The organism is Vibrio paracholerae, from assembly GCF_037672085.1.
GTDB lineage: Bacteria > Pseudomonadota > Gammaproteobacteria > Enterobacterales > Vibrionaceae > Vibrio > Vibrio cholerae.
In genome coordinates this window covers 126,295-144,653 of the sequence record NZ_JBBHLM010000003.1, presented here as the reverse complement: position 1 = coordinate 144,653, position 18,359 = coordinate 126,295, and the positions used below count along the sequence as shown (strand labels likewise).

The following is an 18,359-nucleotide window of genomic DNA, read 5'->3' as shown; positions in this document are numbered from 1 at the left end:
GTAGCTACTTGTACCCTCAGAAAGCTGCACGATCTGGGCATTTATCTGCCTACTGCGTCCGCTTAGTACTGGCAAACTCCTAACTGAACTTAACAGATCAGTGAGGAAGCAAACGATGAACCCAACTACACAATCACCCACCAAATCAACCCAGCCAGCGCGTCAGCAGCGGATTTTGCGCTTGCCCGAGGTAAAGGCAAAAACCGGCTTTGGCCGTAGCACCATTTATGCTTTGATGGCCAACGGAGAATTTCCCCGATCCATTCGTATTGGTGCGCGTGCCGTGGGCTGGTTAGAAAGCGATATCGACCAGTGGATTGAAACCCGCCGTATCGGTGCTGCTTATGGCCGTGGATAAACCATCAGCATCAAACCCGTTACCTGCCAATGAGGTGAATAACAACATGCCAACATTACCGGCTGGTTTTGCCTATAACGCGCAAAACTGGCTGGTGATGCAACCGGCAGGGCAAGATAGCCCAGTTAAAATCTGCTCTTGGTTGCAAGTGGCCGCCCGAACCCGCGATCCGCAAGGGGACAACTACGGCTATTTATTGCACTGGTTAGACGATGACAATCGCCATCGGTATTGGGCTATGCCAGCAGAACTATTGGCCGGAGACGGCAGCGAGTACCGCCGAATTCTACTCAGCCGAGGCATGCGGCTAAGCAACAGTGTCAAAGCGCGGCAGTTGCTCTCGCTGTTTATTCAACAAATGGGCGAACTGGCCACGCAAAAGGCCATCAGCGTGAACTGTATTGGTTGGCATCACCGCGCTTATGTGCATCCGCGCCTCACCTTTTACCCAAGTGAACACAGCAACAACCCGCGCATGGTGCTGCAAACCATGCACCCGATAGAAGGCTTTATTCAACAAGGCAGTAGCGACAGTTGGCGGCAGCACGTTGGCCGTTATTGTCTGGATAACCCGTTATTAATCGTTGGTGTCTGTGCTTCACTGGCCGCGCCTTTGTTGCATTTGTGCGGGGTGGATGGTTTTGGTTTACACCTTTACGGTGCCAGCAGCACCGGTAAAACCGCGGCGCTGTATCCGGCGTTATCGGTGTGGGGCGAACCTAATCAATTACGCCACAGTTGGCGTGCCACGGCCAACGGTTTGGAAGGCACAGCATTAGCGCATAACGATGCTTTGCTGGCACTCGATGAAATGGGTGAAGTTGACCCAAAAGAGGCAGGCGATGTCGCTTATATGCTTGCCAATGGCCAAGGTAAAACCCGTGCAGGCAAATACGGTGAAATGCGCTTACCCGCCCGTTGGCGTTTGGTGTTTTTATCCACTGGCGAAGTGACGCTCGAAAGCCATCTTGCCAGTATCGGCAAGCGCGTAAAAGCCGGCCAGCAAGTGCGCGTGATTGATCTCAGTGCCGATGCCGGTGCGCAAATGGGTGTGTTTAACCATTGCCATGGCATGAACGCCGCCGATTTAGCCGATCACCTAAAACAGCAAAGTCGCCAACATTACGGCTGCTTGGCCTTGGACTGGTTACGGTATTTAACGCAGCACAGCGCGCAGGTGCGACCCGTTTTCCAAAACGTACGCCAACGCTTTTTAGCCAGCTTACCACCCGAGGCTGACGGCCAAGTGCGCCGAGTCGCCGAAAAATTTGCCTTACTGGCCAGCGCAGGCCTGTTAGCCATTCAAGCCAAAGTACTTGATTGGCCAGCTCAAAGTGTCGAAGCCGCCTGTTTAAGCCAGCTTAACCAATGGATACTTGCCCGCGGTGGTGTGGCTGCCAATGAAGACCAACAAGCCATTCGCCAAGTGCGCAGTTTTATTGAACAGCATGGTGAAAGCCGTTTTACACCTAAACAAATTGGTTACAGCAGCCAAGTACGCCAACGCGCGGGTTGGCTTGATTCTACAGGCTCACAAACCCTCTACCTGTTTTACCCAACCGGCTGGCGTGAAGCCACCGAAGGCCTAAGCCCAGATCGCGCCGCCAAAGCACTGATGGCCGCAGGCTACCTAATCCCCGATGGCAACCGACCACAGCGCAAAGTCAGCCTGCCCGACAACACCCGCCCACGCATGTATTGTGTTAAAGGCAGTATTTTGGATGACTAAAGAAGCAATGAATCCTGTGTGTGCTTGTCGCCTTGCAGTGCACTGCCAGTCAACTTAAGGGCTGGGTTCAGTTTGTAGTCCATTGCAGACAGTACCGCTAGCGTACTGGTTGTGTACCGACAAGGTAAAATGGATTACTTTTTAATCCTCTTAAATCCTCACTATTCGGCTTAAATCAAGTTTACTTTGCTGAGCGAATATGTGACTATTTTACAAAAGCCTCAAGCTCATAACATTAGGTACCTTTTGTGAATTCAGACCGCTGGTTATCTGTTGAAGAAATAGCCGAATATCTTGGCGTAAGCAAAGATACTGTGTACTCATGGATCAGTAAAAAGGGTATGCCTGCTCATAGGATTGGTCGGCCTTGGAAGTTTAAAGCAGATGAGGTGGATCAGTGGGTTAGATCTGGTGGCGCATCAGATGACAGCAAGGAAGAAAAATAGTATGGCCTTAAACGAAGCAGATACTTGTCGAGTCTATGTGACGCCAAAACTTAAAGAGTCTGGTTGGGAAAACAATCCTAGCGCAATAACTGAACAGTACACATTTACCGATGGTCGTGTTCAGTTTAAGGGCAGCAAAGTTCAACGTGGGGAGCAAAAGCGAGCGGATTATTTACTTAAGTACACTCGCGACTTTCCTATTGCTGTTGTTGAGGCTAAACCTGAAAACAGCCCTGTCGGCCAAGGGATGCAACAGGCAAAAGATTACGCAGAAATTTTAGGGCTAAAGTTTGCTTACTCAACCAATGGTCATGAGATCTTAGAATTTGACTACACCACTGGTGAAGAGCAATTGTTGTCGCGCTTTCCAACCCCTGATGAGTTATTCAAGCGGCTTTGTGGCGATGAAGGTTTAAAGGATGAAGATCTTGATACCTTGCTGTCCCCTTACCACCATGTTTCAGGATATTCCCCACGTTACTACCAACAAATAGCCATAAACCGGGCAGTTCAGTCGGTGCTTCAAGGTAAAAAGCGCTCATTAATTACGATGGCAACGGGTACGGGTAAGACTGTCGTCGCTTTTCAAATTAGTTGGAAGCTGTGGAGTGCTCGTTGGAATCGCACGGGAGACTATAGAAAGCCTCGCATTCTATTTTTGGCAGATAGAAATGTGTTGGTCGATGACCCAAAGGATAAAACATTTACCCCGTTTGGTGATGCCAGGCACAAAATTGAAGGCGGCAAAGTTGTTAAAAGTCGTGAAATTTATTTTGCCATTTATCAATCCATTGCCAGTGATGAGCGTCGCCCTGGCTTGTATAAAGAATTTCCGCAAGACTTCTTTGATCTAATTATCATTGATGAATGTCACCGAGGCAGTGCCCGCGACAACAGTAACTGGCGCGAAATTCTGGAGTATTTTGAGCCAGCCTTTCAAATCGGTATGACTGCGACGCCGCTGCGTGAAGATAACCGCGATACTTATCGCTATTTTGGCAACCCCATCTACACCTACAGTTTGCGCCAAGGTATTGATGACGGATTTCTTGCGCCATACCGCGTACACCGAGTTATTTCGGAAGTCGATGCGGCAGGTTGGCGACCCAGCAAAGGTGATGTAGACCGCTTTGGACGAGAAATACCAGATGGTGAATACCAAACCAAGGACTTTGAACGGGTTATTGCGTTAAAGGCTCGAACTGATGCGTTTGCAAAGCATCTCACCGACTTTATGAAGCGAACCGATCGTTTTGCAAAAACGATCGTGTTTTGTGTCGACCAAGAACACGCCGATGAAATGCGTCGGGCGCTTAATAACTTGAATTCTGACCTTTCACGCAAGAATCCTGATTACGTTGCACGTGTGACATCAGAAGAAGGGAAAATTGGCAAAGGGCACCTCAGTCGTTTTCAAGAGTTGGAAACCAGTACCCCAGTGATACTGACCACTTCACAGCTATTAACAACGGGGGTAGATGCGCCAACTTGTAAAAATGTTGTGCTTGCGCGTGTTGTGAACTCAATGAGTGAGTTCAAGCAAATTGTTGGCCGTGGTACTCGCCTGCGCGAAGATTACGGCAAGCTGTGGTTCAACATCATTGATTATACCGGCTCCGCCACACAAAATTTTGCTGATCCTGACTTTGACGGTTACCCAGAAATTGAAGATGAAGTGGTGATTGATGAAGACGGTGAAGAAGTGGTGGATGACACTTTAACACCAGAGAGTGAAGAGTTAGAGGTTGCTGAAGAGACCGGTGAATACGAAGTGAATACTGAAGGTGAAGGCGCTGATGATGAAGAGGAGCACGAACCGAGAAAGTACTACGTAGACGGTGGCAGCGTTAAAATTACGTCTCATTTGGTCTATGAGCTAGACGAAGACGGTAAACAGCTTCGCGTCATCCAATATACCGACTACACCGCAGAAAAGGTAAAGACCCTATTCTCCTCACTGGACGAACTAAAAGATAGTTGGGCTAACCCGTTAAAGAGAGAAGAGATCATTCTCGAATTACAACAACGCGGGATCCAGTTTGATGATTTGGTGGCAGAGTCGGGTAAAACAGATGCAGATCCATTGGATTTACTTTGTCACATAGCATTTAACGTACCGCTGCGAACCAGAAAAGAGCGCGCTGACTATTTGAAGAAAAACAAACCGGACTTTTTTGATCAGTACGGCCCAGAGGCACGCGCGATCTTAACGTCTTTACTGGACAAATATACCGACCACGGCCCCAAGCAATTCAGTATTCCGGATTCGCTACAGGTACCGCCCATTTCTGAATATGGCAATGTGATGGAAATAGCCAATCTCTTTGGTGGTGCATTGCAAATGAAAACCGCCGTGGACCAATTACAAACGCTGCTCTATAGCCAGCAATAACAGAAGTGACGATACGATTTATGGCACGAACAAAGAAAGCAGATCAGCCGATGACCACCGCCCAGCAATTAGGTGCGATTGTTAAATCGTCTCGGCAAATCATGCGTAAAGATAAAGGCTTAAATGGCGATCTCGACCGCCTGCCAATGCTCACTTGGATCATGTTTTTGAAGTTTCTCGACGACTTAGAACAAATGCGAGAAACCGAAGCCGTGCTAGAAGGAAAAAGCTTTCAGCCAGCCATCGAAGCGCCATACCGCTGGCGAGATTGGGCAGCAATTGAAGGTGGTATCACCGGCGACGAGTTAATTGCCTTTATTAACAACGACGAAGCAATGCGACCTGATGGCACGCGTGGCATCGGTTTGTTTGCCTACTTGCGTAGCCTGCAAGGTGACAACGGTGGTGATCGCCGAGATGTGATTGCGACCGTGTTTAAAGGTATGCAAAACCGCATGATCAACGGGTATTTGTTACGTGATGTAGTCGACAAAATAAACGGCATTCATTTCAACTCATCTGAAGAGATGCACACTTTAAGCCGCTTATACGAAACCATGTTGCGTGAAATGCGTGATGCCGCTGGCGATTCCGGCGAGTTTTATACTCCTCGTCCAGTGGTTCGCTTTATGGTTGAGGTGATGGACCCGCAGTTGGGTGAGTCCGTATTGGACCCAGCCTGCGGCACGGGTGGTTTTTTGGTTGAAGCGTTCGAACACCTAGAGCGCCAGTGTAAAACAGTCGAAGACCGCGAAGTATTGCAAGAAAGCAGTATCTTTGGCGGTGAAGCCAAATCGTTGCCTTACTTGTTGGTACAAATGAACCTGTTACTGCATGGTTTGGAGTACCCAAGAATTGACCCAGAAAATAGCCTGCGCTTTCCACTTCGAGAGATGGGTGACAAAGATCGTGTAGATGTGATCTTAACCAACCCACCGTTTGGTGGTGAGGAAGAAAAAGGCATTCTTGGTAACTTTCCAGAAGACATGCAAACCGCCGAAACCGCAATGCTGTTCCTTCAGTTGATCATGCGTAAACTCAAGCGCCCGGGCCATGGTTCAGACAATGGTGGCCGCGCCGCGGTTGTTGTCCCAAATGGTACGCTTTTCAGTGATGGTATCAGCGCACGCATTAAAGAAGAGCTGTTAAAGAACTTTAATCTGCATACCATTGTTCGTTTGCCGGAAGGGGTATTCGCGCCTTATACCGATATTCCAGCAAACGTTCTTTTCTTTGATCGTTCTGGCCCAACAGAAGATATTTGGTTCTATCAAATAGAGACACCGGAAGGCCGAAAAAAATACACCAAGACTAAACCGATGGAGTATTGTGAGTTTAGTGACTGCCTAGCATGGTGGGGTAATCGCAAAGTTACAAATCAAGCTTGGACTATAAAGGCTAATGATGTTCTCAAGTATCATGACGATGGCAAACTTCTCGAAGTTAATCTAGATCGTAAAAATCCTTATAGTTTAGAGGCGCTTGAACATTTACCGCCAATTCAATTAATTGAAAAAATACAAGGAAAAGAATTAGAAATATTGGATTTGCTGAAAGAAATGAAAGCGCATTTACAGGCGGAAATCTAATATGATCGGTGATTTTGCGCTACAAATCGATAGATATGAGCCAGTTGAGTCTGGTCAGGTTTATAGAATGCTTGGCATGCGCTCTAAAATTGGCGGACCATTTATTAGAGAAACCAAGTCAGGCTCAGAAATATCAGCCGCAAAGCTAAATAAAGTTAAAGCTGGTGATTTTATTTACAGCCGATTGTTTGCTTGGCAAGGGTCGTTTGGACTTGTACCTGAGGTGATGGATGGTTGTTATGTGTCTAATGAATTTCCTTTGTATGAATTAGATACATCAAAAGTAATACCTGAATATTTGGTTTATTGGTTTGGTCTTCCTCATGTCCAAAAAATGGTTGAAGCTGATTGCTCTGGCTCCACGCCTGGAACACGAAACAGATTCAAAGAAATATTTTTTGAAAGATTAGATATTGAGCTTCCTTCGATAGAACAACAAAAGAGCATTGTAAAAAGCATCCAGCTATTGGAGCAAAAGAGAAGTGCTGTTATTGATTTGAGATCTACAGTGTTGGCTGATGCGCAAGCAATGCTGAGTAGTGCCTTCCATAAAATTATTGAGGGCGCTGTCTACAAGCCTATGTCGGCAGTGGCTCCGATTGTTAGAAGACAAATTGAAATTACAGTTGATGGTGAATACCCAGAACTGGGTGCTCGGTCTTTTGGCAAAGGTATTTTCCACAAGCCGACGTTAATCGGTGCGGAACTCGATTGGCAAAAGCTGTATACCGTCCACTCTGGCGATCTGGTCTTAAGTAATATTAAGGCTTGGGAAGGCGCTATTGCTGCTGCTGGAGATAAAGATCACGGTCGAGTTGGGTCGCACAGGTATATCACATGTGTGCCTGTAGAAGGGGTAACAACTGCAAACTTTCTGGCGTTTTATCTTCTGACTCAAGAGGGTATTGAACAAGTACAGGCAGCTTCGCCTGGTAGTGCAGACCGAAACCGAACCTTAGCGATGAAAAGATTAGAGAAAATTAAGGTTCCTGTACCCGATTACGATAAGCAGCTTTGGTTTAATCAACTGCAAAGCTATGTTGAAAAAATTAAACAAGCTCAATCAGAAAATGAAATAGAGCTAGAGGCCCTGATGCCTTCAATTTTGGATAAAGCCTTTAAGGGAGAATTGGTTTAATGTCTATGCCTGCACCGACGCTTGCATATGATGCTGGAACCCAGCCTGTTATTGCTCATGGCTTGTCTTATCAGGATGAGCAAGTGAGCGAGATGTTAGCTGGCCCCGTAAAGCATATTTTGCAAGATACCGCAGGCAATGATGAGCTCCAGGAGTTACTTGGCAGTGTTGTGAGCACGGAATTTGAGCAAGAGGGTTTACGCCAAGCGCTGATCGATGAAACCGTGCCAGATAATTGGCGAGTAGGCGAAGCCATTGCCGAAGCCTTTGTGGCTGATATTGGCAATTGCGTGTTTCCGTGGCCCACAGGGCGTGATCTTAAAAACCCGAATGCCAGCCCAGCAGGGTGCGATTTGACTGGATTTCAACCTGTAAACGATGCTGAGCTTCCCTACCGTTTTGCGTTTGGTGAAGTAAAAACGTCTGAAGAGAACAAAGCGCCGCCAAGCGTGATGACAAGCTTGGGTACCCAATTGTTTGGGCTACGAGATAATCGCCAAGTAAAAGATGCCCTCTTACGTTATTTAGGGCTCCATGCGGTGCGAGCACCTTGGGAACCGATGTTTAAAAGCGCTGCCAAACGCTATTTGAGCTCGAACACAAAGGACGTTGCTGTTTATGGTGTTTTGGTGCGCGATATTGCCCCAAGCGCTTCTGATATTGCTGGCCGAGCAAAAGCACTGGCGGCCGATTGTCCAGTGCAAACTGATATTGAAATGTACGCTTTATACCTTCCCCTAAACATGATTGGTACGCTGTCTGCTCGTGCTCAGGCGGCTATGCAGGAGGCGTCATGACGCTTTCACAAGAGCACTTACTACAGGTAGATCAGCATTGGGCTGTTCAGTCCATTAGCGCTGAGCGGCGTGATACGGCTATGGAAATGGCGGAGCGGCGCTTGGTTGATGTGGCGCTGGGTAATCTACTCGAACATGCGGCAACTGAGTTTGACAGTGACTTGTTAGAGCAAGTAGCAACAGCGTATGAGTTGGCCGCGATCGAAGGCATTGGCGCTTTGTTGCACCCTGTTGCCAATCAGGACAATAAAAATATTCGTGAGCTTGCACAAGCTGGCGCGTTTCGAGCGTTCGGGCTTTATCGTGTGTTACCCGTACCGAGTGACAATGAGGCGCGCTTGTTTCATGTGTTGCATGTGTCGGGTTTGGCGTATTGCGCCGATCGCTGGACCGATTTACGTCGATGGTTTGAAGAGCAGAACAATACAGTAGCAGTACCCAGTGTGGCTGGTGTTACTTGGGATAAGCGTCTGCTTTACCGAATTTTTGATTGCTGGTTGCGACTACTACGTAAAAACCGCTGGGACGACTTAGATCAGATTTCAGAGATTGTGCTTGGTTTACGAAACGATCAAGCAAACTACGAAAAAGTGTTACTAGAGCAAACTCAAGGTGCAGAGGCGCAAAGCATCGCCATGCGTTTAGTGGCGCTTTATCACTGGGCCAAAGCAACAGAGCGTTTAGCGGTGTACATGCTGCAAGGCGAACCGGTAGCGATAGATGCGCAATTAGATCAGCATTTTGAAGCGGCGCAAAAAGCGGCACAAGCCTCTAAAGATCCGCAGCTCGAAATGATTTTACGCTGGTTACATGTCGCAAGTCGAAAAATGGTCGCTGGCTCTTTATGGTGGGTGGCGCATACGGTTAACTCCCGTGTGACACGCTTTGTTTCCCATGTGACTAAGCACAAGAGCTTATTTGAACTGTTACCGCCGCAACGAGCTGCACTGCAAGAGCAAGGTTTACTCGACCAAGCCAGCAGAGCGGTAATTGTTGATTTGCCTACATCCGGTGGTAAAACAGCGTTGGCGCAATTTCGTATGTTGCAAGCGCTGAATCAGTTTGATCAGGATGATGGTTGGGTGGCCTATGTTGCGCCAACTCGCGCTTTGGTTTCGCAAATTACCCGACGATTACGTGAAGATTTTGGCCCATTAGGTATTCAAGTTGAGCCGTTAACTGGCGCGATTGAAGTCGATGCTTTTGAAGAAGCGCTTTTGGGTGAAGCACGTGCTTTTCAGGTTTTGGTTGCAACACCTGAGAAGCTTCAACTGGTGATGAGAAACAAAAAAGTCGCTCGCCCATTGGCTCTGGTTGTGATGGATGAAGCTCACAACATTGAAGATGAGTCTCGTGGTTTGCGTATTGAGCTTCTGCTTGCAACGATTAAGCAAGAATCACCTCGGGCAAACTTCTTACTCTTGATGCCATTTGTCCCGAATGCTAATGATTTAGCTCAATGGCTAGCCGCTGATCGTGGCCGAAGCATCAGCTTGGGCACCTCTGCTTGGCAACCGAATGAGAGAATTGTTGGCTTATTTGATATTCATAAAGGTGAAAAACGTGGTGATTGGAATTTAAGTTTTGAAACGTTGACGACTACTCAACGGACGATTCACCTTAAAGGAATCCACAATGTAGATGGTAACCGCCCTCTGCAAAAACTGACGTACTCTAGCGCTAAAGGGCTCGCAACACAGGCTGTTGCTATGGCTAAGGTTTTCTCTAAGCGTGGTACCAGTATTGCTGTAGCGCAGACAATTCCAGATGCTTGGAGTATTGCTCGTAAAGTTGCCGCAGAGCTTGAACCTTTAGTTTCGGTGCATGAAGACATTAAACTGGTTCAGCGTTTTCTAGCGGCTGAAATTAGTGAGGACTTTGAGCTAATTGATATGCTGTCAAAAGGTGTTGTTGTGCATCATGCAGGCTTACCCGCTGAGGCGCTTTCATTAATCGAATGGCTTACAGAAGCTGGCCATATTCGAGTGATGTGCGCGACGACAACCATAGCACAAGGGCTTAACTTCCCTGTTTCATCTGTTTTTCTTGCGACGAGAAAATTGCCTTACGGCAATGAAATGTCGCATCGGGCATTTTGGAACCTAGCGGGTCGAGCTGGGCGTATCGGCCATGATAGCGTAGGCGTTATCGGTATTGCAGCAGGTGCACAGCCGAATGAGATCCGGAAATATGTTAGTGATGCAACTGCATCGTTAGTTTCCCGCCTGGAAGGAATGCTGGATGATCTTCAAGCTGCGGGGGAATTAGCAAACTTATCTTGGGTTATGCAGCAAGAACAATGGGCAGACTTCAGAAGCTATATCGCTCATTTATGGAATGAAAAACGTAACTTGGACGCTGTAATTGGTGAAGCTGAACAATTACTGCGAAATACCTACGGGTTTGGTTCTCTTCGCGCTAAAGCTGATAAAGCCTCGCAAGAGAAAGCTGATGCGCTTCTTGAGGCTACCAAAGGGTATGTTAGAAAGTTAGCTGAGCATCCAGAAAATGCTTCTCTTGCTGATGTTACAGGCTTCTCTCCTGAGGGTGTTCGTTCAACTTTATTGGATTTGAATAACCTTGAAAACAAGTTAACACTCGCAGATTGGGAGCCTTCGAGTCTATTTGGCGATAAATCGAAGTCTGTGCTGCCAAGCTTGATGGGGATTATGCTGCGGGTTCCGCAGTTACAAGAAAGTTTACGAGAGATCAGTAAAGGACAGGGGAATAGTCATCGTAAACTTGCTGATATTACCCAGGCTTGGGTAACAGGTAGCTCCATTGAATCTATAGCGAAGACTTACTTTGAAGGTGATAGCCTTACAGATCAAATATCTAAAGCTTGCAGAGCAGTTTATAGAGATTTGGCCAATAATGGCGCTTGGGGGTTGTCGGCATTAAGCAAAATGCCAACTTCAGGGCTTGATTTTGAAGCCATGACAGACGAAGAAAAGCGCAGATTAAATAACCTTCCAGCGATGCTTTACCATGGTGTAAAAACCGAAGAAGGCGTGTTGATGCGGATGAACAGCGTTCCGCGTAGTATTGCTGAACGTGCCGGTGAAGACTTTAAGGCTCGAACTGAAGCCGGTGCAGAAAATACTCTGTCACCTCGAAAAGCCAGCGAATATCTGAAGTCTTTGAAACCGGACGATTGGGCGCGTTTGAAACCTGATAATTCCTCGCTGTCCGGCGAAGACTATTTGAAAGTATGGAAGCGGCTTGCAGGTGAAGCTTAAAAAGTTGTTCTTGTTCTAGAGGATGGTACCGACATTTATGTCGGTACCAGGTAATTTCAGTAAAAAATAGTTAATTACTAATGTCCATATAATCAAGCAGTTAAAGATTGCTAACCATTTCGTGGATCAACACGAGATGGTACGAATAGATGGCCATTTTGCATTGTTAATATTAAAATCGCACCAACAACACCCCTCCCGCTACCCGTTAGATCAGCGCCCTGTGAGGGGTTACTCTTTTTTCAGGCTTCTAATTTTTGGTTCCGTAATGAGTTACGGCACCAAAATTCGCTTTAATCCACACATCATTCTCCAGCCCACAAAGGTGGTGCAGTAGCGCTAGGTTGATCTGATGGCTGATCACGTTGCTGTTTCGTTTTCGGTTGTCTTTTCTTAAACCACTCAGTAATAACCCTATGCACGATTTACCCATTTGCTCCGGCGAACTGGGCAGGCAAAAGGCGCGGTTTTGCTGTTTGGGGTGCAAGGTAGCGCGCTTTCCTGTTTTAGATAAAGGCGAAATGCACCAAAAGATACAGGCGTTGGCGCGCGTGTTTGCTTGCAATCTTCTGGTTCGTATTATGCCGTTCGTATATACCGGTAAAAAATGTGCCGGTAACAAATGAGCTGGCAACAAAACTAGCCCGCCTTGCGCGTGGCCATCAACCTCAGGTAAAGGTAGCCAATACAGGTTTGGCCATTGCTCGGGGCTTTGCCATTTTTCTACGATCACTTGTGCGCCAATGCTATTCAGCCATTGGTGAATCGGGCAGCCAGGGTGTGCTTGTTTAACGCGCGGTAACTGATAGGCCAGCCATCGGGTTAAACGTTCGGCGGCATTCTCGCACTGGCTTAGTGCTGGGTAGAGGGTAAACGCGCCATGCCCAACGAGTAAATCGACCACCTGCTTTATCCATTCTCTATCCCAATCGTTGCCACTTGCCCATAACACGTCACTTATCACCTTGTTGGTTTTTCATGCCGTCTATTTTCAGTGGTCGGGTGCAGACTCGGTGGTGAAATAGATGAAAGAAATGGCCATCAAACTAACCAGTCAAATCGGTTTTTTGTTATGGGCAGTGCGCGGCTAACTGTTTGATATACATAGCCCAATACGGCGCTGTTTGGCGGCATTTGGCTAGTGCAAAAAAATCGAGACGCCAAACGATCGTTTGCATTCTGGGTTGGAAAAATCAAACGGTTTGTACTTTGATGCCGAGGTTGGTTTAGGGTGAAAAAAGTGCCAAATCTTTCTTTAAGCCAGTATTGGCAAGGCCTAGCAGCGTTGGATTTCAATCGAGAAGCCAAACAGTAAATGGGTTAATTTCCCTGTTTGGCGTTTCGATCCAAAAGCCAAACGGATAGTGGTTTTGGCGTATGGGGGTAAAGCCATGGGGAAGTGTTGAACGAAGAGCAGCTTGCTAATTTGACCTGGTATTTTATGAAGAGGCCTTTTACAGCTTTAGTGAAGGTTGCTTGTCACTGTTGCCATCAAAGTACTCAATGGCATACCCCATTGCTTTGTAGCTTTTCTCGCGTTTTTTAAACATGCGTTGCAGCATAGGGAGGGCGCAGTCTACATAATCGTGAATGGTGACTTGTGTTTTTCCTTCCGATTCACGATGAATACGACCAGCATATTGGGCCAACGTGCCTTTCCATGCGATTGGCATGGCCAAAAACAACGTATCCAGTCTTGGCAGGTCAAATCCTTCGCCCACATATTTTCCTGTTGCGACGACGACTTGAGCCGATTGCAGATGATTGTCAGCGTTCTTGCGTTCCGCAGCTTTCATGGCGCCTTTGAGTACGACAGTGCTTATACCCAACTCGGTAAGTCGTGAGTGTATGTACTCTGCGTGCTCTCTACGCTCTGTAAGGACTAACGGGTGTCCGCCATTTTGAACACACTGAGAGGCGTCTGAGACAACTTTTGAAGTGCGCTGCTCATTATTGACGAGCCAGCGGTAGGCATCGCTTATTTTTGGGCGCTCATCTGTTTTTATTAGCTCAGCTGGCGGTATATCGTAGAGCTGATGAATCATCACGGTTTGAGTAAATTGCTCATCAGGGCTTTGTTTCACTTTGTAGCGAATGGGCCCTGCCGCCATAAAAATGATTTTTTGATGACCATCTTGTCGTTCTGGTGTTGCTGTTAGGCCCAATACATACTTTGCTCTTACCTCGTTGAGTACCATTTCAAACCTTGGCGCGGATAAGTGATGGCATTCATCAACAATAATGTGGCCGTAGTCTTGGATGAGAGGCGTGATGGAATTGTCTTTTTTATTGACCAAGCTTTGGTAGGTGGCAATGTCGATAATGCCACTCGGCTTTCTTTTCCCCCCGCCTATACTGCCAATGTTTATTTCGGGTAGGAACGTGCGTAATCGCTCTTGCCATTGTTCGAGCAGTTGCCGGCTATGAACCAGTATTAGGGTATTTACTTTGCGTTTTACGATCATACCAATGGCAGTAACCGTTTTTCCAAATGCGGTCGGCGCATGCAAAATACCGAAGTCATGTTTAGATATTGCGGCCACTGCGTCTCGCTGGTTCTTTCGCAAAGTGAACTCGGGTGTAAGTTTTAATAATGGTTTGCCGGTTTCACGTTTATCGTCAAATAGTGGCGAAATATTGTGCTCTTGTAGCAAAGCAATCGCGTCATCAAGACAGCCTCGCGGTAGTGCTAGATAACCGTTTTCAATACGAGCACAGGAAATAAACCTTGGAATGCCATGGGTTGAAAAGCGCAACGCTTGTGTTTTAAAAAACACAGGATTAGAAAAACTCGCTAATCGCTTTAGTCCGGCCAGTAGTGGCCCAGGTAACTCGCTCATCAAAAAGTAGATATGGTTGGCCAAGGTAATGGTCACGTTTTTCGGCAAAGACTCTAATTTTATTGGTGCGGCTTTGGCTGTGATTTCCCAAGGAGGGCGGTTGTCTGTTAGCCCTTGTTCGGACAGCAATAGGGTATTGGGTGAAATGGTTGTTATGAGTTGATCAATACTCGACTGAGTGAGCGTTTTAAGCCCAGCAAGGTACTGCCATTGATCATCGATGGCATTCAGATCGCTGTCAACAAAGCAACTACGGCCTGAAAGGCGAGCCTCCTTTTGAAGTGGTAGCGCAATGAGGTTGCCAAACCCGCCTTCAGGAAGGACATCTTGGTTAGGAAAGAGCCTGTCATAGGAGTCAAACGATAGATTTGGAAATATTTCCATGGCTTTATCAAGCAAAGCGAAACCCAGTGCCCGAGCATGGTTCGCTGGGATATTGGTTTCAAAAAAGATCCATAAGTGCGCCCCGTTGCCAGAGCGCGAGATTTCTATCGCGTGCGGAATATCAAACGCTTGGCACGCTTTAGACATTGCTTTGACTTCTTCTTGCCAGCAGCCTTTGTCAAAATCGGCTGCCAACAAATAGCACGTATTATCTTTCAGTAAGGGATACAGCCCCACCACTTGATGACCGGCAAGGTGCCTGTAAATAATGCGCTCGTTTAGTTCGCTAAACTTTCGGTGTGAACAGTCTTGGCATTTAATGCGGGGTTTGTTGCAAACCCCGTTTACCCATTCATTATCACAGGCTACGGAATAGCCACTGCGACCCTGTTGGTTTTGCCAACGATTGGCAAAGATATCCTCTCGTCCACGAAATCGTTGTCTGAATAGGGCGACCTTTTGTTCTGGCGTGAATGTCTGTACTGAACGCTCGTTTTGAGCGCTACGCAAAGCCTCTCTTAATGCGAGAAGCTGCTGCTTTTCGTTTTCAAGTTCAGCTAGCCTGTGATCAATAGCAGAAATGTTTGGGTAGCGAGCGTCATTCATAACAAACTAATTTTGATTCGCAGCGCTATGAAGCGCGAACTTGCGGTGGCTTGATCAGTGACTCTGCTGGAATACCTAGCCCTTCATGAAGTTTCCAAATCATTTTTAGCGTGAGTGATCGCTTATGGTTTAGGATTTCATAAACACGATTGCTTTTACCTATCATGGGTTCAAGATCTTTAACCGTTAAGCCTTTGCGCTCCATCTCAAACTTTATTGCCTCAACAGGGTCTGGCAAATCCATTGGGAAATGCTTTGCTTCGTAGGCTTCAACTAACGTAACCAAAATGTCCAGCTTTTCGCCTTCGACGGTATCAGGCTCCGCCATCATTAGGTTTTCGAGATCGTTTAATGCCGCGCGGTAGTCGGCATCTGTTTTAATAGGTCTGATGTCCATTATATACCTCTTGTTACTACCTTTTGGCTTCAAATCGTTTGCACATCAATTTTTTATTCGGCTCGTCCATGAGCCTTACCCTTCGGGCTCGCGTTGCTCATGAAAATTCGTTCCCGACGAATTTTTCGTATTGTGCATGGCTGCCTATAAACCTTATGTAAACCACCTTGTAGGCATAATTGATCCAAACGACTAACCGGTATTTATTACCGGCAATGTTAAACACGACACGCGCATCTTTGAGGATGCTGGCATTTCTAAAGTCCTGTTTCACATCCGCCGGTGCTCCCCAATCAGCGTTTAATGCATGCCTATACCACGCTAACGTTGGCTCTTTAGCGTCAATGTATTCTGGGCTGTCTTCCCAAAATGTTTTTAAGGTTGATAGTGCGATAATTCTCATAAATAGATGTTAGTCCCAATTTGGGACTTTTGCAAGTTTGGTATTCTTGATGCGGTTAGGAGTTGTTACCGCATCCCCAATTGCCCCATTCCTTGGGGCAGTTTAATCTCCTCTTATTCACCCTCTAAAGCTTGTGGTATCAAGTGTTGCCCCATTGTCCCAAATGCTCACAGTAAGTGAGCGCGCGCGTTACGGTTTATCTATAATTGTATATCAAAAAGTGATTGGTGATACATAATAGCTAATCATTCTTGTGTTCGTGGGATTGCGGTGATATGTTTTTGTATATAATTATTCCTAATTGATTCATTAAGGCGTATCGAAATGAGCTATGTAACAGAGCAGATACTAGAAAGTCTTCGAGAAGCTCGGGTACGCAAGGGGTTTAGCCAAAGAGAGTTAAGCGCGTGTTCGGGGGTGCCGCAAAGTCATATTTCGAAAATCGAGTCTGGCGGTGTTGATTTAAGAATATCCAGTTTGATTGCACTTGCCCGTGTACTCGACCTAGAGCTATTGGTTGCGCCTAAAAAGTCAGTTCCTGCCATCAAGTCGATCATTCGAAGCAGCCAAGGTATTAACGGTATCAGTGATGAAGCTGAGCAGATGTCACCGGCATATCAGTTAGGGGAAGACGACGATGACTAATCATGTTTCTACGCTCAACGTGTTGCTCTATGGCGAACCCATAGCAACGATCACCAACGTGGGCAATGACAGAACGCTTTTTGCCTTTATGGATTCGTACATTCATGATGAATCACGGCCCGTGTTAGGGCTGGGTTTTAAAGATGCACTTGGTGGCTTACTGACTAATTTTAAACCGACCCAAACCAAGTTAACTCCGTTTTTCTCTAACCTTTTGCCAGAAGAAACCATGCGTCATTACCTGGCAGAGCGTGCCGGAGTGAATCCAGCGCGGGAGTTTTTTCTATTGTGGGTGTTAGGACAAGATTTAGCAGGTGCGATCACGGTTGAACCTGCTGATGGCGAAGCGCTGCCGCCTAATGTACAGCAAGACATTGACGATGAAACGAAAATAGATGTTCCAATGCGTTTTTCATTAGCGGGTGTACAGTTGAAGTTTTCAGCCGTACAACAGGCAAACGGTGGTTTGACTATTCCAGCAACCGGTCAAGGTGGTTCTTGGATTGTAAAATTGCCATCGTCTCGCTTTGACGCTGTTCCAGAAAATGAATATTCGATGATGGAACTGGCTCGTATGTTGGGGATGGATGTGCCAGAAACGCAGCTACTCCCGATTAAGCAGATTGCTAATATCCCAGATGGTATTGGTAAATTTGGTGACTCATTTAAAAATGCTCAGGCCTTTGTGATCAAGCGCTTTGATCGTGCAGGTGAGCAAGCCGTACATATTGAAGATTTTGCGCAAGTGTTTGGCGTCTATCCTCAAGATAAATACAAAAAAGCCAGTATGCGCAATATTGCTCAGGTTATCGGCATCGAAGGTCAATACGAAGACATTGCAGAATTTACCCGTCGATTGGTGTTCAATACCCTAATTGGCAATGCGGATATGCATCTGAAGAATTGGTCTGTGATTTACAAAGACAAGCGCGCAGCATCGATTGCACCTGCTTATGACTTTGTCTCGACCATTCCTTATATCCCCGATGATAGTGCATCGCTGAAGGTGAGTCGTAGCAAGAAATTCAGTGATTTCACGCTGGATGAGCTGTCACACTTGGCGGCTAAAGCCATGCTGCCAGAAAAATTGGTGTTAGATACTGCCAAGCAAACCGTGGCAGGCTTTCATGAAATCTGGGCGAAAGAAAAAGCGCATTTACCGCTCACCAAGTCGATGATTGAAGCCATCGAAACACATTTACGAAGCATACCGCTACGCTAAAATGAGAACCGACGCGTACAAAGATACAGAGGCGTCGGTCATATTGGTTTAAAGATTATGTTTGGTGGCTTGTTTTGTTAATCCAAGCCCCGATTGCCCCATTCCTTGGGGCAGTTTAATATCCTCTTATTCACCCTCTAAAGCTTGCGGTATCAAGTGTTGCCCCATTGTCCC

At 46.7% G+C, this 18,359-nt stretch carries 14 protein-coding genes; 10 read left to right on the top strand and 4 right to left on the bottom strand.

Features of this window, described 5'->3' with window-relative positions:
* The first annotated feature begins 115 nt into the window (after positions 1-115).
* The 8 genes from R4537_RS17965 to R4537_RS17930 all read left to right on the top strand — a co-directional run bounded on the left by R4537_RS17965 (position 116) and on the right by R4537_RS17930 (position 11,688).
* Positions 116-358 (top strand): helix-turn-helix transcriptional regulator, encoded by a 243-nt coding sequence (locus tag R4537_RS17965; protein WP_071178142.1) that lies wholly within the window; start codon positions 116-118, stop codon positions 356-358.
* On the top strand, positions 345-2,087 hold the full coding sequence (locus tag R4537_RS17960) for a DUF927 domain-containing protein (protein WP_071178143.1): 1,743 nt from the start codon (positions 345-347) through the stop codon (positions 2,085-2,087). The genes R4537_RS17965 and R4537_RS17960 overlap by 14 nt, the downstream gene beginning before the upstream one ends.
* A 248-nt stretch (positions 2,088-2,335) precedes the next feature.
* Positions 2,336-2,533 (top strand): methylation-associated defense system helix-turn-helix domain-containing protein MAD1, encoded by a 198-nt coding sequence (gene mads1, locus R4537_RS17955; protein WP_001083515.1) that lies wholly within the window; start codon positions 2,336-2,338, stop codon positions 2,531-2,533.
* A gap of 1 nt (position 2,534) precedes the next feature.
* Positions 2,535-4,925, top strand: coding sequence for an EcoAI/FtnUII family type I restriction enzme subunit R (gene hsdR / locus R4537_RS17950; RefSeq protein WP_071178144.1), 2,391 nt, complete (start codon positions 2,535-2,537; stop codon positions 4,923-4,925).
* 20 nt (positions 4,926-4,945) lie between these two features.
* Positions 4,946-6,514, top strand: a complete 1,569-nt coding sequence (locus R4537_RS17945; protein ID WP_175463831.1) for a class I SAM-dependent DNA methyltransferase — start codon at positions 4,946-4,948, stop codon at positions 6,512-6,514.
* Between the two features lies 1 nt (position 6,515).
* Positions 6,516-7,652 carry a restriction endonuclease subunit S gene (locus tag R4537_RS17940; protein WP_071178146.1) on the top strand — a complete coding sequence of 379 codons (1,137 nt, stop codon included), beginning with the start codon at positions 6,516-6,518 and terminating at the stop codon, positions 7,650-7,652.
* Positions 7,652-8,449, top strand: coding sequence for a hypothetical protein (locus R4537_RS17935; protein WP_071178147.1), 798 nt, complete (start codon positions 7,652-7,654; stop codon positions 8,447-8,449). Before R4537_RS17940 ends, R4537_RS17935 begins: the two co-directional genes overlap by 1 nt.
* A complete protein-coding gene (locus R4537_RS17930) occupies positions 8,446-11,688 on the top strand; it encodes a DEAD/DEAH box helicase (RefSeq protein ID WP_071178148.1) in 3,243 nt (1,080 codons plus the stop codon). Before R4537_RS17935 ends, R4537_RS17930 begins: the two co-directional genes overlap by 4 nt.
* 250 nt (positions 11,689-11,938) lie before the next feature.
* On the opposite strand, the gene R4537_RS17925 is transcribed toward R4537_RS17930, so the two are convergent.
* From R4537_RS17925 to R4537_RS17910, 4 genes are all read right to left on the bottom strand, one after another.
* Complete coding sequence (locus R4537_RS17925; protein ID WP_071178149.1) at positions 11,939-12,640, bottom strand: hypothetical protein; 702 nt, start codon at positions 12,638-12,640, stop codon at positions 11,939-11,941.
* A gap of 502 nt (positions 12,641-13,142) precedes the next feature.
* On the bottom strand, positions 13,143-15,518 hold the full coding sequence (locus tag R4537_RS17920) for a TOTE conflict system archaeo-eukaryotic primase domain-containing protein (RefSeq protein ID WP_071178150.1): 2,376 nt from the start codon (positions 15,516-15,518) through the stop codon (positions 13,143-13,145).
* 25 nt (positions 15,519-15,543) lie between these two features.
* The gene (locus tag R4537_RS17915; RefSeq protein ID WP_071178151.1) at positions 15,544-15,915 is read right to left on the bottom strand and encodes a helix-turn-helix domain-containing protein; all 372 of its coding nucleotides are present in this window, start codon (positions 15,913-15,915) and stop codon (positions 15,544-15,546) included.
* A 97-nt stretch (positions 15,916-16,012) separates the two neighbouring features.
* Positions 16,013-16,318, bottom strand: a complete 306-nt coding sequence (locus R4537_RS17910; RefSeq protein ID WP_071178152.1) for a type II toxin-antitoxin system HigB family toxin — start codon at positions 16,316-16,318, stop codon at positions 16,013-16,015.
* Between the two features lie 324 nt (positions 16,319-16,642).
* On the opposite strand from R4537_RS17910, the gene R4537_RS17905 reads away from it, so the two are divergent.
* Positions 16,643-16,963 carry a helix-turn-helix domain-containing protein gene (locus R4537_RS17905; RefSeq protein ID WP_071178153.1) on the top strand — a complete coding sequence of 107 codons (321 nt, stop codon included), beginning with the start codon at positions 16,643-16,645 and terminating at the stop codon, positions 16,961-16,963.
* Positions 16,956-18,185 (top strand): type II toxin-antitoxin system HipA family toxin, encoded by a 1,230-nt coding sequence (locus R4537_RS17900; protein WP_071178154.1) that lies wholly within the window; start codon positions 16,956-16,958, stop codon positions 18,183-18,185. Before R4537_RS17905 ends, R4537_RS17900 begins: the two co-directional genes overlap by 8 nt.
* The last annotated feature ends 174 nt before the right edge of the window (positions 18,186-18,359 follow it).